At 59.5% G+C, this 15,129-nt stretch carries 10 protein-coding genes; 9 read left to right on the forward strand and 1 reads right to left on the reverse strand.

Annotated elements, in window-relative coordinates; genetic code table 11:
- Positions 1-32 precede the first annotated feature (32 nt).
- Genes HYN24_RS05755 through HYN24_RS05765 form a run of 3 tightly spaced genes read left to right on the forward strand, consistent with a single transcriptional unit; the run spans position 33 to position 4,024 of the window.
- A complete protein-coding gene (locus HYN24_RS05755) occupies positions 33-416 on the forward strand; it encodes a dihydroneopterin aldolase (protein WP_117608361.1) in 384 nt (127 codons plus the stop codon).
- Positions 413-961 carry a dihydrofolate reductase gene (locus tag HYN24_RS05760; RefSeq protein WP_162888607.1) on the forward strand — a complete coding sequence of 183 codons (549 nt, stop codon included), beginning with the start codon at positions 413-415 and terminating at the stop codon, positions 959-961. Before HYN24_RS05755 ends, HYN24_RS05760 begins: the two co-directional genes overlap by 4 nt.
- Before the next feature lie 33 nt (positions 962-994).
- Positions 995-4,024: an EAL domain-containing protein gene (locus HYN24_RS05765; protein WP_117608363.1), complete on the forward strand. Its 3,030-nt coding sequence runs from the start codon at positions 995-997 to the stop codon at positions 4,022-4,024.
- A gap of 108 nt (positions 4,025-4,132) precedes the next feature.
- Here the strand turns inward: HYN24_RS05765 and HYN24_RS05770 are convergent, their stop codons facing one another.
- Positions 4,133-4,690 (reverse strand): YbhB/YbcL family Raf kinase inhibitor-like protein, encoded by a 558-nt coding sequence (locus HYN24_RS05770; RefSeq protein ID WP_117608364.1) that lies wholly within the window; start codon positions 4,688-4,690, stop codon positions 4,133-4,135.
- A 165-nt stretch (positions 4,691-4,855) separates the two neighbouring features.
- Between HYN24_RS05770 and HYN24_RS05775 the strand changes: the two genes are divergently transcribed.
- The 6 genes from HYN24_RS05775 to HYN24_RS05800 all read left to right on the forward strand — a co-directional run bounded on the left by HYN24_RS05775 (position 4,856) and on the right by HYN24_RS05800 (position 15,108).
- Complete coding sequence (locus HYN24_RS05775) at positions 4,856-5,515, forward strand: TetR/AcrR family transcriptional regulator (RefSeq protein ID WP_205421451.1); 660 nt, start codon at positions 4,856-4,858, stop codon at positions 5,513-5,515.
- A gap of 64 nt (positions 5,516-5,579) precedes the next feature.
- Positions 5,580-7,934, forward strand: coding sequence for an acyl-CoA dehydrogenase (locus HYN24_RS05780; protein WP_117608366.1), 2,355 nt, complete (start codon positions 5,580-5,582; stop codon positions 7,932-7,934).
- A gap of 2 nt (positions 7,935-7,936) precedes the next feature.
- Positions 7,937-9,223, forward strand: coding sequence for an acetyl-CoA C-acetyltransferase (locus HYN24_RS05785; protein ID WP_162888774.1), 1,287 nt, complete (start codon positions 7,937-7,939; stop codon positions 9,221-9,223).
- Entirely contained in the window at positions 9,220-11,121 is a 1,902-nt protein-coding gene (locus HYN24_RS05790; RefSeq protein ID WP_117608368.1) for a 3-hydroxyacyl-CoA dehydrogenase NAD-binding domain-containing protein, read from the forward strand. Before HYN24_RS05785 ends, HYN24_RS05790 begins: the two co-directional genes overlap by 4 nt.
- Before the next feature lie 135 nt (positions 11,122-11,256).
- A complete protein-coding gene (locus tag HYN24_RS05795; protein ID WP_117608369.1) occupies positions 11,257-12,555 on the forward strand; it encodes an OmpP1/FadL family transporter in 1,299 nt (432 codons plus the stop codon).
- Between the two features lie 153 nt (positions 12,556-12,708).
- Positions 12,709-15,108 carry a 3-hydroxyacyl-CoA dehydrogenase/enoyl-CoA hydratase family protein gene (locus HYN24_RS05800; RefSeq protein WP_117610221.1) on the forward strand — a complete coding sequence of 800 codons (2,400 nt, stop codon included), beginning with the start codon at positions 12,709-12,711 and terminating at the stop codon, positions 15,106-15,108.
- Positions 15,109-15,129 lie beyond the last annotated feature (21 nt).

Here is a 15,129-nt window from a genome sequence, read left to right on the forward strand (position 1 = left end):
ATAATTTCAATTGATAAAAAGGAAGCTGACTCGTGCTAGCGAATCACTGGTGTGCCTCGGTCGATGCCACCATTCAATTGCGGACCGGATGCAATCCGCTGGAAAAACACGGGCCCCAGGCCGTGCTGGTGCACGCCGACGCGTGGGCACCGATGGATGCCGTGGCCGACCCGCATGATATTCGTCAGGTCGTCGATTACGAGGTGATCTTTCTGGCGATCCGAAAACTTGAAGCCAATGCCCACTGCGAGTGCCTGGAGTCGAGCATTCTTGAGGTCATGGATGCCATTTTCGGCATGCCGATTGTGAGTTCGGCCCTTGTTTCTATGCATAAGCCCCATGTGTACAACGGGCAGGGCACGCCTGCCATTTCACTTTCCCTGACGCGCGAACAGTGGGCAAAGAGTCGGCGGTGATCTCGGCCATCGGGGCGGTGGCGAGCAATGGCATGCTCGGACTGGATGGCTGGCTGCCCTGGGATATTCCCGAGGAACTGGCCTATTTCGAACAAACCGTGGCGGGTGCGGCGCTGCTCATCGGTCGCCTGACCTACGAGTCGATGGATGTGGTTCCGCCGGATTCGTTCATCGTCAGCCGGCAGCATGATCTGCCACTGCGCCCGGGATGTGCCGGCGTTAGTTCAGTGGAGGAGGGCTTGCGGGCGGCGCTGGCGACCGGCAAGCCGGTCTTTGTCATCGGCGGAGCAGCAATCTACGCCGCTGCTTGGCCGTATTGTGATCGCTTCTACCTGACCCGGATCGAGCAGGCATTCGCCGGGGATACACTGTTTCCGGCCGACATTCCGCTCGATCAGTGGGAGGTGTATGCCGAGTCGATCAAGGTGTTTCGCGAACGCAAAAGCGGCCATGATGTGACATGCCGCTTCCTGCAATACCGGCAGTCTTCGGTCAGACCCCTGTCGGCAATCGCTGGTAATTCGAATATCATGTGCTCGGAGTAAATTTTTAACAGTGTGACTGACCAGCGGGGAGACATGCAGGCAATACCCGGACAGAATGCACGCTATGGCAACCATCTCTGGATAGCCCTGATTTTATTGGCTGTCGGCGGATTCATGCTGCTTGCCTATGTGTTGGCATCCGCCTATGACGAGGTTTGGGTCGACGCCAGGTCGACGGCAAGCACGCAGTCAGAGTTGCTTGAAGTCCGTTTTGATGCTGCCTTGCGGCGTATCGATGTGTCGCTCGAGGAGCTGGCCGGGCGGATTCCGAAGGAATCGCTGAAGGCCTCGGCGAGCAAGTCGTTTCGCGCCGCCATCGAGAGCGATCTTGAACGTCTGCAGCGGGTATTCCCTGAAATTGCCGGTTTTCGCGTTATCGATCCCGCCGGGAATGTTCTCTATCTTTCGGGGGGCGGCGAGTATGTAAACCTGCTTGACCGGTCCTATTTCGAGCGTCCCCGGAGCGGGATCGGTGAGGCGATCGTTTTTTCCGAGGTCCTCAAGTCGCGGATTACCGGACGCTATACATTTGTTGCGGCACGGCCCGTTCGTGCCGCCGATGGTAGCTTCCTCGGTCTGGTCAGTGCGGCAATCGAACTTGAGCATTTTCAGAGGCTCCTCGATACGGCGCCGCTTGGTGCATCCGGGGCCGTGGCCATCCGGCGCACCGATAACCATGCACTGGTCCTGCGCCAGCCGCCTGTGCCGGACGAAATTAACCGTCCGCTCAATCCCTCGCACCCGATCCATGATTGGATCAAGCCAGGCGTTCGCCATGGCGTTCTCGATTTTTCTGCCCAGGTCGATGGCGTGAAACGGGTGTACGGTTACCGGGCACTTGAACACTATCCGTTTTATGTCCTGGCCGGCCTGTCGGAGTCCGCTGTGATGGCTTCCTGGGGCCACCGGATCATCATTGTCGGACTGTTTGCTGCGGCCCTTCTAACTGTCCTGCTGGTCGTGCTCTATGGCCTGCTTCGGGCCCGGCGGTCGGAGTTGGCGGAGTCAGTCAATTGGCGGCGTAATGGCGAACGATTGATCGCGGCCCAGCGCATTGCCCAGTTGGGGAGTTGGGAGATCGATCTGGCAACCGGTCGGCTCACCTGTTCGGATGAGCTTTACCGGATTTTTGAGCTGCAGGAGGGTAAGGACGGACTGGATTATCAGGCGCTGCTCGTGGCGACTCATCCCGAGGATCGTCCGATGGTTGAACAGGCTTTCCAGGAGTCAATCGACAAAGGCCATACGATCTGCCTGAAGCATCGCTTGCAGATGCCCGATGGCCGTATCAAGCACCTGATCGAGTGCTGGGAAACCGAATATGGCAAGGATGACAAACCTGTACGGGTGATCGGTACCTCTCAGGACATCAGCGTCCAGCACGACACCGAGGCGCAGATGCAGTTGCTGGCTAGCGCCGTTCAATACAGCGGTGAGGCCATCCTGATTACCGACGCCAACAACCTGATCATGACCGTTAACCCGGCGTTTACGCGCTTGACCGGTTATTCCGCAGAGGAGGCGGTTGGACGAAATCCACGTTTTCTGTCGGCCGGGCGGTCCACCCCCGAGGACTATGCGCAGATGTGGCAGAGCCTGGCCGAGAATGATTTCTGGCAGGGCGAAATCTGGGATCGGCGCAAGGATGGCGGAATTTATCCGAAATGGATTTCAATATCGGTGATTCGTGATGCGGATGGCAAAACGCTTTATCACATTGCCCACTTCACTGACGTTTCATCGGAGCGAGCGGCTGAAGAGCGCCTGCACCATATCGCCCACCACGATGTCCTGACCGGACTGCTCAACCGCCTGAGTCTCAACGGGCGAATGGATCAGGCGCTGGCCACGGCACGGCGGGATGGTTCACGGGTTGCTCTGATGTTTATCGATCTTGATCGCTTCAAGGTGATCAACGATACGCTCGGGCATCATGTCGGCGATGAACTGCTCATTGAGGTCGCCCGCCGCCTGCGCAGCAGTGTGCGCGACAGCGACGTGGTGGCACGGCTCGGTGGTGACGAGTTTGTGATCATGCTGTCCGGTGTCGAACACTCCGGTTCGGTGGCGATGGTCGCCGAAAAACTGGTCTTCAGTGTCGGAAATCCCTACCAGATCGACGGCCACGACCTGTACACCTCACCCAGTATCGGCATTGCCATCTTTCCGACCGATGGCGGCGATGGTCAGACACTGATGAAAAATGCCGATGCCGCCATGTATCACGCCAAATCGGCCGGACGGAACAACTTCCAGTTCTTTGACGCGAGGATGAACGATGCCGCTGTCGATCGACTGAAAACCGAACATGGCCTTCGCCAGGCACTGGCCCGCGACGAATTCCGGCTGCACTTCCAGCCCATCATTGACATGGCCAGTGGCCGGGTGGCTGCGGTCGAGGCGCTGGTCCGCTGGCAGCACCCCGAGAAAGGCCTGCTTGCACCGGCTGGCTTCATCGGCATTGCCGAAGATACCGGGCTTATCCAGCCACTCGGTGAATGGGTACTGTGGGCGGCCGGCCGGCAACTGGCAGAGTTCTACGCGGCGGGAATTTCCGGGGTCAGGATGGGCATCAATATTTCCGCCATCCAGATGCGCAATGGCAACCTGCCGGTGTTGGCTCGGGGTGTCATTGAAGCCTACGATCTCAATCCGGCCGACCTGATTTTTGAAATCACCGAATCGGTGGCGATGGAGCAGCCAACCGAGACCGTCCGTATCCTGGATATCCTGCACAGCATGGGCATTGTGATCGCCATCGACGATTTCGGGACCGGCTATTCATCGCTGAGCTACCTGCGCATGTTCCCCCTCAAGCACCTCAAGCTGGACCGCACCTTTGTCGAAGAGATCGGCGATGACACTGACGGCTCGGTGATCTGTGACGCGACCATTGGTCTTGCTCACAACCTTGGTCTCAAAGTCGTGGCCGAAGGTGTTGAAACCACGGCCCAGTTGGATTACCTGCGTAGCCGCGGTTGCGACCTGATCCAGGGCTATCTGTATAGCCGCCCGGTGCCGGCGGCTGAAGTGATCGACTATATTCAGACGCGTAACGCCTGAGGCATTCTCGGGTGGCCAGAGCTAAATCTATAACTTCAGTCGGCGTGGCGGGGGTAGATATTCTGTGCGTGCCATGCCGACTGAGGTTTTATGCCGGTCCTCTACATATTACTTCTGTCGCCCAAATAAACCGGTCAAGGAAGCCTTGCCGATGCTGTTGGCGTTGATCATGTAACCAGCCAGCGCAGCCGTCGCCCCGGCGGGAAGCTCTAGCTTGTCGACTTTCAGCGCGTGAAGCGTGAAGTTGTAGCGGTGCGGCTTGTCGCCAATCGGCGGGCATGGGCCGCCCCAGCCAGGGCCACCGAAATCGGTGGTGATCTGGGTAGAGCCGGGAAGGGCGGCCGAACCGTCTGATTTTCCTGCGCCGCTGGGCAAAGAGCTGGCCGATGCCGGCAAATTGATCACCACCCAATGCCACCAGCCACTACCACCCGTGGGGGCATCGGGATCGTGCACCAGAAGGGCGAAACTCTTGGTGTCTTTTGGCGGATTTTTCCACGATAAAGCGGGTGAAATATTGTTTCCCGTGCAACCAAAGCCATTGAACACCTGCTCGTTGCTGATGACGCTATTCGGCTTGATGTCAGGGCTGGTCAGTTTGAAGCTGTCGGCAAGCGCAAAGGGGCTTGCGACCAGAAGCGAGAGGGCGATAACTGTTTTGCGCATAGGGAAACCTCCGGCAAGGAAAAAACAGTGGTTTTGAGTGGGATCCAGATTATAGGGTTCAATGGACGTTCACTATCGTTCAGCCTGCCGAAGGAAAAACACTTGCGTCGGCCGATTGTTTTCCTTATGATTCAAACGAACGTATGAATCACTCAAGAGGCCATCATGGAAGTCCGTACTGTTGATACCCGCGAAAGAATTCTCGATGCCGGTGAGCGCCTGTTCATGGCGCATGGTTACGAGGGCACGTCGATGCGTCAGATCACCGGCGAGGCCGGGGTCAATCTGGCGGCGGTCAATTACCATTTTGGCTCGAAGGAGTCGCTGATGCAGGAGGTTTTTCGGCGGCGGCTCGATTGGCTGAACGAGGAACGCATGCGGGCACTTGATGCACTGGAAGCCGAGGCGGTCGGGCAGGCGGTCAAACCGTCGGCGATTGTCGACGCCTTTTTCGGCACGCTGCTGCGTATGGCGGGCGACGAGCATCACGGCGGCATGACTTTCCTGCGCCTGCTTGGCCGGACGCTGACCGAACCCTCAGAATTCATCCGCGCCTTTCTCGCCCATGAATATCAGGCGGTGATGGATCGCTACAAGGAGGCGCTATTTAAGGCGCTGCCCGAGGTGCCCAAGGCCGAAATCGTCTGGCGCTTTCATTTCATGCTCGGCGCGACGTCCTACGCCATTGCCGGCACCGATGCCCTGCGTCTGGTCACCGACTGGCAGATCGAGGACGAGGATTCGACCGACCGTCTGGATCGTCTGGTGCCCCGCCTGATGTCCTTCCTGATCGGTGGTTTGCGCGCCCCGTTGCCGCAGTTTTGAGTAGGGCTGGGGTCGGCAGCCAAAAACGACCAAGACCAAAAAAGACATAAAAGGAGACAACAGCATGTTCACCAACTTCATCCCTCTGCTCGGGGCCATCGCCCTGGTAGCTTTGGTCGGGCTGGTCATGATTCCGCCCCTGCGGCGAAGTCTGATCACTCGGCCCATTTTTTCCACTTACCGCAAGGTGCTGCCGCAGATGTCGGATACCGAGCGCGATGCGCTCGAAGCCGGTACCGTCTGGTGGGAAGGCGAACTGTTTCGCGGTCAGCCCGACTGGCAGAAACTGCATGCCTATCCGCAGCCGACCCTGACCCCCGAGGAGCAGTCCTTTCTCGACAACGAATGCGAGGAAGCCTGCCGTCTGGTTAACGACTGGCAGGTGACGCACGAACTCTATGACCTGCCGGCCGAGGCGTGGCGGTACATCAAGGACAAGGGCTTCCTCGGCATGATCATTCCGAAGAAGTACGGCGGGCTGGAATTCTCGGCCTATGCCCACTCGCAGGTGGTGACCAAGCTGTCGACGCGTTCCAGCGCCTTGTCCGTATCAGTCATGGTGCCCAACTCGCTCGGTCCGGCTGAATTGCTCCTGCATTACGGCACCGAGGCGCAGAAGAATCACTATCTGCCGCGTCTGGCCAAGGGTATCGAAGTGCCGGCCTTTGCCCTGACCAGCCCGTGGGCTGGTTCTGATGCCGCGTCGATCCCCGATAGCGGCGTCGTTTGCAAGGGCCTGTGGCAGGGCAAGGAAGTGCTCGGCATGCGGGTTTCGTGGGACAAACGTTACATCACCCTGGCCCCGGTGTGCACGGTTTTCGGGCTGGCTTTCCACCTGTATGACCCGGATGGCCTGCTCGGTGATAAGAAGCACGTTGGCATCACTTGTGCCCTCGTGCCCTACGATCATCCTGGCGTCGAAACCGGCAACCGGCATTTCCCGCTCAACGCCATGTTCATGAACGGCCCGACGCGCGGCACGGATGTTTTCATGCCGCTCGATTTCATTATCGGCGGGCCGGAAAAGGCTGGTCAGGGTTGGCGTATGTTGATGGAATGCCTAGCTGCCGGTCGCTCGATCTCGTTGCCCTCGTCAAACACCGGCATGGCGCAGATGACGGCTCGCGCCGTCGGCGGCTATGCCCGCGTACGCAGTCAGTTCAAGATGGCGGTTGGCCGGTTTGAAGGTGTCGAAGAGGCGCTGACCCGGATCGGTGCTTACACCTACATGATGGATGCCGTGCGCAAGATGACGGCCGGTGCCGTCGATCTCGGCGAGAAGCCGTCGGTCGTCTCGGCCATCGCCAAGTATCACGTTACCGAACGCGCCCGGCAGGTGGTTAATGACGGCATGGACGTTATCGGTGGCAAGGGTATCTGTCTTGGCCCCTCAAATTTCATGGGGCGCGCCTATCAGCAGGTGCCGATTGGTATCACCGTTGAAGGTGCCAATATCCTGACCCGCTCGCTGATCATCTTCGGTCAGGGGGCCATTCGCTGCCACCCGTATCTGCTGCCGGAAATGCAGGCGGCGCAGAACCCCGACCAGAAGCGGGGCCTGGTCGATTTCGACAGGGCGCTGTTCGGCCACATCGGCTTCACCATCAGGAACGGTCTGCGCGCCCTGTGGCTGGGCATGACAGGCTCGCATTTCTCGTCGGTCAATGTCGATACGGCCCCCGAAATGCACCGTTACTATCAGCAACTGACGCGTTTCTCTGCCGCCTTCGCCTTCATGGCCGACATTTCCTTGCTCGTTCTCGGCGGCAGCGTCAAGCGCCGGGAAAAGCTGTCGGCGCGGCTCGGCGACATCCTGTCCCAGATGTACCTGATCTCCTGCACCCTCAAGCGTTACGAGGAAGAAGGCCGGAAAATTGAGGATGCGCCGCTCGCCCACTGGGCGATCTGGGATGCCATGTACAAGGCGCAGCAGGCATTCGATGGCGTTATCGCCAACTTCCCGGTGCGCTTCATCGCCGCCTTCCTGCATCGCGCCATCTTCCCGTGGGGCCATCCCTATGTCGTGCCTTCGGATGAGGTTGGCCACGCGGTCGCCAAGTCCCTGATCGCCCCCTCCGCCACCCGCGACCGACTGACGGCAGAATGCTATGTGCCGCTGGTCGACAGTGAGCCGGTCGGTGCCATCGAATTGGCCCTGGCCGCGACGTTGGAGGCCGAGCCGGTCGAGGCGAAGATTCGTGCCGCCGAGAAAGATGGCCGTTTCGACAACAATCCGCTGGCCAATGTGCGAGACATCGCCATTGTTGCCTTTGAATCAGGTGTCATTACGGCAGCCGAGTTCGACGTCATGAAGCGGCGTAATCGCCTGCGCGACATCGTCGTTCGGGTCGATGACTTCCCCTTCGATTTCGGCGTGGCGACCGCCAACAAGCCGGCCGAATGCCGGATGGCGGCATGACGATGCGCAAAGCAATCTATGTAGTCGACGGAGCCCGATCGCCGTTTCTGAAAGCGCAGAAAGGGCCGGGTGTCTTCGCTGCCTCCGATCTCGCCACCCAGGCGGGCCGGGCGCTTCTGCTGCGTCAGCCTTTTTTGCCCAGCGATCTGGATGAGGTCATTCTCGGCTGTGCCGCCCCGTCGCCCGACGAAACCAATATCGGCCGTATGGTCGCCCTGCGCCTTGGTTGCGGTAAAAAAGTGCCGGGGTGGACGGTGATGCGCAACTGCGCTTCGGGCATGCAGGCGATCGATTCGGCCATTGCCAACATCCAGTGCGGGCGCTCGGAACTGGTTCTGGCCGGCGGCGTCGATGCATTGTCGCGGGCGCCGCTGCTGTATTCCGATGCGATGGTGCGCTGGTTTGCCGGCATGATGAGCCTGCGGACGGTGGGGCAGAAAATCGGCCATTTCGTGAAACTGCCCTTCGCCGACTTGCTCAGCCCAGTGATCGGCCTGATGAAGGGCCTGACTGATCCGGTCGTTGGCTTGCTGATGGGCCAGACGGCGGAAAACCTGGCCTGGAAATTTGGCATCAACCGGCAGCAGATGGATGAATTCGCCGTCAAAAGCCACCTTAAGGCGCTGTCGGCGCGGGCTGCCGGCTACTTCGGTGAGATCGTCCCGGTGGTTGATGCCCAGGGCAAGGTCTACGCCGAGGATGATGGTGTGCGCGCCGACGCCAGCATGGCCGGCATGGCCAAGTTGAAGCCGTTTTTCGACAAGAAATACGGCAACATCACCGCTGCCAACAGTTCGCAGATCACCGACGGTGCCGCCTGGGTCATTCTCGCCTCGGAAGAAGCGGTCGAGAAATGGGGACTCAAGCCGATCGGCAAGATTGTGGACAGCCAATGGGCCGGTCTCGACCCGGCCCAGATGGGCCTCGGCCCGGTGCATGCGGCGACGCCCATCCTGCAGCGGCAGGGCCTGGGTCTGGCTGAGATCGATTACTGGGAGCTCAATGAAGCCTTCGCCGCGCAGGTGCTCGGATGTCAGGCGGCCTGGCAGGACGACACCTACTGCCGCGAACAACTCGATCTGCCGGGGGCTCTTGGGCGCCTCGATGACGAAAAACTCAATGTCGATGGTGGGGCGATTGCCATCGGCCATCCGGTCGGCGCCTCCGGAGCCCGTATCGTGCTGCACTTGTTGCAGGTTTTAAAACGTCAAAAAGCGAAGCGCGGGATTGCCACGATTTGTATTGGGGGTGGTTTGGGCGGGGCGATGCTGGTGGAGAGCTACCAATGAGACACTGGCAACTAAGCACAGAAAACTTCGGCATTGTCCTGGCCGTTCTAGATAAAGCCGGCGAATCGGCCAATTCCCTGTCCGCCGAAGTGATGGCTGAATTCGGTGAAATTCTCGATCATTTCGACAGGCAGCCCCCCAAGGGCCTGATCATCCGCTCGGGCAAGGAAGCGGGCTTCATTGCCGGGGCCGACATCGAGGAATTTTCGCAGCTCGACACGCCAGAAAAAGGCAGGGCGCTTGTGGCACGCGGCTGGGATCTGTTCAATCGTCTCGCTGCCGTCTCGTACCCGACCTTGGCGCTGGTCCGTGGCCATTGTCTGGGCGGTGGTCTGGAACTGGCCCTGGCCTGTCGCTACCTGCTAGCCGTTGATGAGCCCAGTACGAAAATGGGGCTACCGGAAGTCATGCTCGGCATCTTCCCCGGCTGGGGCGGCATGCTGCGTTTGCCCAAACGTATCGGGCCGGCTGCCGCGCTCGACTTGATGCTGACCGGCAAAACGCTCGATGCCAAACGCGCCAGAAAGATGGGGTTGGCCGATGATTGTGTGCCGCCCCGGGTCATGGAAATGGCGGCACGCCAACTCCTGCTTTCCGGTCAGCCGCGTCGGGCATTGCCTCTCCTTCAGCGGCTGCTCAATGGTCCCTTGAAATCGGTTGTCGCCAGCGGTGCCCGCAAGCAAGTGGCGAAAAAGGCCCGGCCGGAACATTATCCGGCGCCCTACGCCATCATCGATCTGTGGGCGCAGCACGACGGCAACGCGCTGGCTGCGCCGGAGATCGTCGACCGCATCATCAGTTCGCCGACCGCCCGTAATCTGTTGCGCGTCTATCACCTGCAGGAGCGCCTCAAAGGCTTCGGCAAAGGAGCGGATTTCAAGGCCAGACGCGTTCATGTCATCGGTGCCGGTGTCATGGGCGGCGATATTGCCGCCTGGTGCGTCTTGCGTGGCATGACGGTAACGCTGCAGGACCAGTCGATGGATCGCATCGCTCCGGCGATCAAGCGGGCGCACGCGCTGTTCGCCAAGCGCCTGCGCGAACCGCTCAAAATCCGCGATGCCTTCGACCGACTGATTCCCGATCCGAACGGTGACGGCGTGGCGCAGGCCGATGTGGTCATCGAGGCCATCTTCGAAAATGTCGAGGCCAAGCATGCGCTGTTCCGTTCGCTTGAACCCAAAATGAAAGCCGGTGCCGTCCTCGCCACCAATACCTCCAGCCTCCGGCTGGAAGATCTGCGCCCAGTGCTGAGCCGGCCGGAACGACTGGTCGGCATCCACTTTTTCAACCCGGTGGCGATGATGCCGCTGGTTGAAGTCGTCGAAGCCGACGGCGCTGATCCCGCCATGGTGCAGGCTGCGTGCGCCTTTGTCAGGCAGATCGACAAACTGCCGTTGCCGGTAAAAAGCGCGCCGGGCTTTCTGGTCAATGCCGTGCTGGCCCCCTACATGCTGGCCGCCATGCGCGCCGTCGACGAAGGCATTGGGCCGGAAACGGTCGATGCCGCGATGCTGGCTTTCGGCATGCCGATGGGTCCGATCGAACTGGTCGATACCGTCGGCCTCGACATCGCCATGGCGGCAGGCAAGGAGCTGGCCGGTGGGGCCGAAGCCCCGCGGTGCCTGATTGAGCGTGTCGAAAAAAACCAGCTTGGCAAGAAAAGCGGGCAGGGCTTCTATGACTGGTCATCCGGCCGTGCGGTCAAGGGTGCTGCCGGGACGATCCCGGCCGGACTGGCTGATCGTCTGGTCACACCCTTGATCGACCGGGTCGACAAACTGGTTGCCGATGGTGTCGTTGCCGGCTCCGATCTGGCAGATGCCGGCGTAATATTTGGTACTGGCTTCGCACCATTCACCGGCGGGCCGATGCACTTGCGGTCGGCCAATGAATAACAGTGTTGTTTATTTCCAACGAGCGTTTGAATTTCTGCATTTCAAACGGTGTTTCACACGCCTGTTTGGGATTTAATCGTAGCAGCAGCAAAGAGGGAGTATTTCTCCCAACAAAACAAAACAGGAGACGAATCAATGAACAAAACCAATCTGCGCCTGATCCCGGCGCTCATCGCCATCGCTTTTTCCGGCAGCGCGGCTGCGGCAGGTTTCCAGTTGCTTGGTGAACAGAACGCCGCGGGCATCGGCAATGCCGGCGCGGGTTCTGCCGCTTCGGCAGAAAATGCCAGCACGATTTACTACAATCCGGCCGGTATGACGCAGCTTCAGGGGTTACAGGTATCTGGCGGTATCGTTGCGGTTCAGACCAAGTTTGAATTTTCAAACACCGGCTCAGTAACGCCGGGTTTGACCGGCAATGGGGGTAATGGCGGGGGCGTGGGCTTTGTTCCTAATGCCTATATCTCCTGGGGAGTGACGAAGGATATCTATGTTGGTTTGGGAATTGGTGCGCCGTTCGGCCTGAAAACCGAGTACGACAACCCGTGGATTGGGGCTGCACAGTCGCGTAGCTTCGAAATCACGACTATGAATCTCAATCCGTCTGTGGCGTGGCGTGCAAATGAATGGCTATCGGTCGGGGCTGGTGTGAATTGGCAACAGATCGACGCCAAATATGTACGGACGGCCGCAGTTTCGGCAAATCCGGCGGCGACCAGCTGCACCCTGCCATTCGGTGCAGGTTGTTTGACCACTGCAACCTTGAAACTCAGTGACTCATCGTGGGGGTGGAACGTCGGTACCTTGTTGACGCTTGCTCCGCAAACCAAAGTTGGACTTTCGTACCGCTCCAAGGTGACATACAGCACGAGCGGCGATGTCTCCGTTTCCGGGCCTGCAGCAACACCGACGTCTTCCAGCGGTGCCAACGCCAAAATTGCCTTGCCGGATATGTTTATTCTCAGTATTTCGCAGGGGATTGGCGAGCGAATCGAATTACTTGGCGATGTGTCGTGGACAGGGTGGAGCAGTATTCCAAAAGTAGATATTTTTCGTGACTCAGGAACACCATTGCAAACACTTGATACCAAGTTTCGCGATACCTGGCGGGTTGCGGTTGGCGCGAATTACAAGCTGAACGATACGATCAAGCTCAAGGCCGGGGTTGCCTATGATCAGACACCAGTCTCCAGCGCTGACTCTCGCTTGGTTTCCCTACCGGACAACGATCGTACTTGGTTCAGCCTTGGCCTTCAGTGGAAGCCGTCTAATAACATGACTTTGGATATTGGCGGCGCCTATCTTTACGTGAAGGATGCCAGTATCAACAATGATCAGCGTAGTGCAACGGCAGCCCTAAATAGAGGTCTGGTTCAGGGTACCTACAGCGACAGCGCCTGGCTGTTCGGTACACAGGTTTCGATGGCTTTCTGATCCGATATTTTCGGTTTTCAATCCCCGGCTGGTCCGGGGATTTTTTTTGAATTTCAGTCAAAAACTGCTTGACCCTAGGTGTCGCTCATCTATAATTCAAACGTTCGTTTTATTTAACGATACGGAAAATAAGAGACCAAAAAGGAGATGCAATTGAACAAGTTGATTGTGAGGAAAGCTGCGGTTCTTGGCGCCGGGGTGATGGGGGCGCAGATTGCTGCGCATCTCGCCAACGCCAACGTGCCGGTCGTGCTGTTCGATCTGCCGGCCAAGGAGGGCGACAAGAACGGCGTGGTCAAAAAGGCGCTCGATGGCCTCAAGAAGCTTGACCCGGCGCCGCTGGCCAGCAAGGCCAAGCTGCAGTTCATTGACGCCGCCAACTACGATGAACACCTGCCCCTGCTCGCCGGGTGTGATCTGGTCATCGAAGCCATCGCCGAGCGCATGGACTGGAAGAACGACCTCTACGCCAAAATCGCGCCGCACCTCGCCCCGAATGCCATCATTGCCTCCAATACCTCCGGCCTGTCGATGAATGCGCTGGCCCAGGGCTTGCCCGAGGCGGTCAGGCCGCGTTTTTGCGGCATCCACTTTTTCAATCCGCCGCGCTACATGCATCTGGTCGAGATCATCGGCACGCAGAGTACCGACGGCAGCACGCTCGATGCGCTGGAAACCTGGCTGACCTCGCGTCTCGGCAAGGGCGTCATTCGCGCCCTGGATACCCCCAATTTCGTCGCCAATCGCATTGGTGTCATGTCGATTCTGGCGGTCATGCACCACACCCAGGCTTTCGGTCTCGGCTTCGATGAAGTCGATGCGCTGACCGGCCCGAAGATCGGTCGTCCGAAGAGCGCCACCTATCGTACTGCCGATGTGGTCGGTCTCGATACCCTGGCGCATGTCGTCAAGACCATGCAGGACACCCTGCCCAACGACCCGTGGCACCAATACTTCACCAGCCCGGCCTGGTTGCAGGCGCTGATTTCCCGGGGGGCGCTCGGCCAGAAGACCCGCTGCGGCATCTTCCGCAAGCAGGGCAAGGAGATTCAGGTGCTCGACGTGGCGGCACAGGATTATCGTGCCTCGGCTGGCGAGGTGGCGGAAGAAGTCGCCGCCATCCTGAAGATGAAGAACCCGGCCGAAAAGTTCTCCGCCTTGCGTGCTTCGGCGCACCCGCAGGCGCAGTTCCTGTGGGCCATCTTCCGCGATATCTTCCACTACGCTGCCGTCCAGCTGGAGAACGTCGCCGATAACGCCCGCGATCTCGATCTGGCCATGCGCTGGGGCTTCGGCTGGTCGCAGGGGCCGTTCGAAACCTGGCAGGCCGCCGGCTGGAGCGACATTGCCCAGGCGATTGCTGCCGACATCGCGGCCGGCAAGGCGATGGGCGCCACGCCGCTACCGGCCTGGGTGCTTGAAGCCGGGCGTACCGGCGTACATACGGCACAGGGCTCGTATTCCGCCAGCAAGAATGCCTATGTCGCCCGGTCGACGTTGCCGGTCTATCAGCGCCAGCTCTTCCCCGAGCGCGTGCTGGGCGAGAGCGGTGCGACACCCGACAAATCCGGCGAGACCTTGTTCGAGAACGATGGTGTTCGCCTGTGGCGGCTACCGGCGGTTGATGCCGGTATCGGCATCATTTCGTTCAAGTCCAAGATGCATACCATCGGCGATGAAGTGCTGGCCGGCTTGATCAGTGCCGTCCGTCATGCCGAGGGGGCGCTGGATGGCGTCGTCGTCTGGCACGAAGCGCCGTTTGCCGTTGGGGCCAATCTGCAGCAGGTGGGTGCCGCCTGCGCGGCCGGGGCCTTCGAGCAACTGGAGAAAGGCGTCGAAGTTTTCCAGCGGGCTTCGCAAATCCTTAAATATGCCCAGGTGCCGACCGTGGCTGCGGTACAGGGCCTGGCTCTGGGGGGCGGTTGTGAGTTCGTCATGCATGCCGGCAAGCGCGTCATGGCCCTGGAAAGCTATATCGGTCTGGTCGAGGCCGGCGTCGGCCTGATCCCGGCCGGTGGCGGCTGCAAGGAATTCGCTGTGCGCGCGGCCGAATGGGCGGCGCAATCGGCTACGCCGGGCGAGGTCTTCAATTTCCTGCAACCGGCCTTCATGACCATCGCCATGGCCAGAGTGGCCAAGAGCGCCGTCGAAGCGATCGATCTCGGTTTCGGCAAGCCATCTGACACCATTCTGTTCAATGCCAATGAATTGCTTTTTGTGGCCATCAAGGAGGCCCGTGCCATGGCTGAGGCTGGTTATGCACCGCCACCCATGCCGCGTGCCATTCCGGTGGCCGGAAAGAACGGCATCGCTACCTTTGAGATGATGCTGGTGAACATGAAGGAAGGCGGCATGATCTCGGCCCACGATTACAAGGTTGCCCGTTCTGCCGCTGTCGCCCTGTGCGGCGGCGAGGTCGAAACCGGTAGCCTGGTTGATGAGGAATGGCTGATCACCGTTGAACGCCGACTCTTCGTCGAGTTGCTGAAAACCCCCGAAACCCAGGCCCGGATCAAGCACATGCTGGATACCGGCAAGCCGCTTCGCAATTAATCGGGCCAGGAGACAAGAAAA

Origin of the sequence: Dechloromonas sp. HYN0024, from assembly GCF_003441615.1 — a bacterium.
In the GTDB taxonomy this organism is placed as follows: Bacteria; Pseudomonadota; Gammaproteobacteria; order Burkholderiales; family Rhodocyclaceae; genus Azonexus.

Coding starts and splice junctions, on each gene's coding strand:
- HYN24_RS05780 (WP_117608366.1), top strand. CDS start 5,580: ATGTTCACCAACTTCATCCCTCTGCTCGGGGCCATCGCCCTGGTAGCT.
- HYN24_RS05775 (WP_205421451.1), top strand. CDS start 4,856: ATGGAAGTCCGTACTGTTGATACCCGCGAAAGAATTCTCGATGCCGGT.
- HYN24_RS05790 (WP_117608368.1), top strand. CDS start 9,220: ATGAGACACTGGCAACTAAGCACAGAAAACTTCGGCATTGTCCTGGCC.
- HYN24_RS05785 (WP_162888774.1), top strand. CDS start 7,937: ATGCGCAAAGCAATCTATGTAGTCGACGGAGCCCGATCGCCGTTTCTG.
- HYN24_RS05770 (WP_117608364.1), bottom strand. CDS start 4,690: ATGCGCAAAACAGTTATCGCCCTCTCGCTTCTGGTCGCAAGCCCCTTT.
- HYN24_RS05795 (WP_117608369.1), top strand. CDS start 11,257: ATGAACAAAACCAATCTGCGCCTGATCCCGGCGCTCATCGCCATCGCT.
- HYN24_RS05765 (WP_117608363.1), top strand. CDS start 995: ATGCAGGCAATACCCGGACAGAATGCACGCTATGGCAACCATCTCTGG.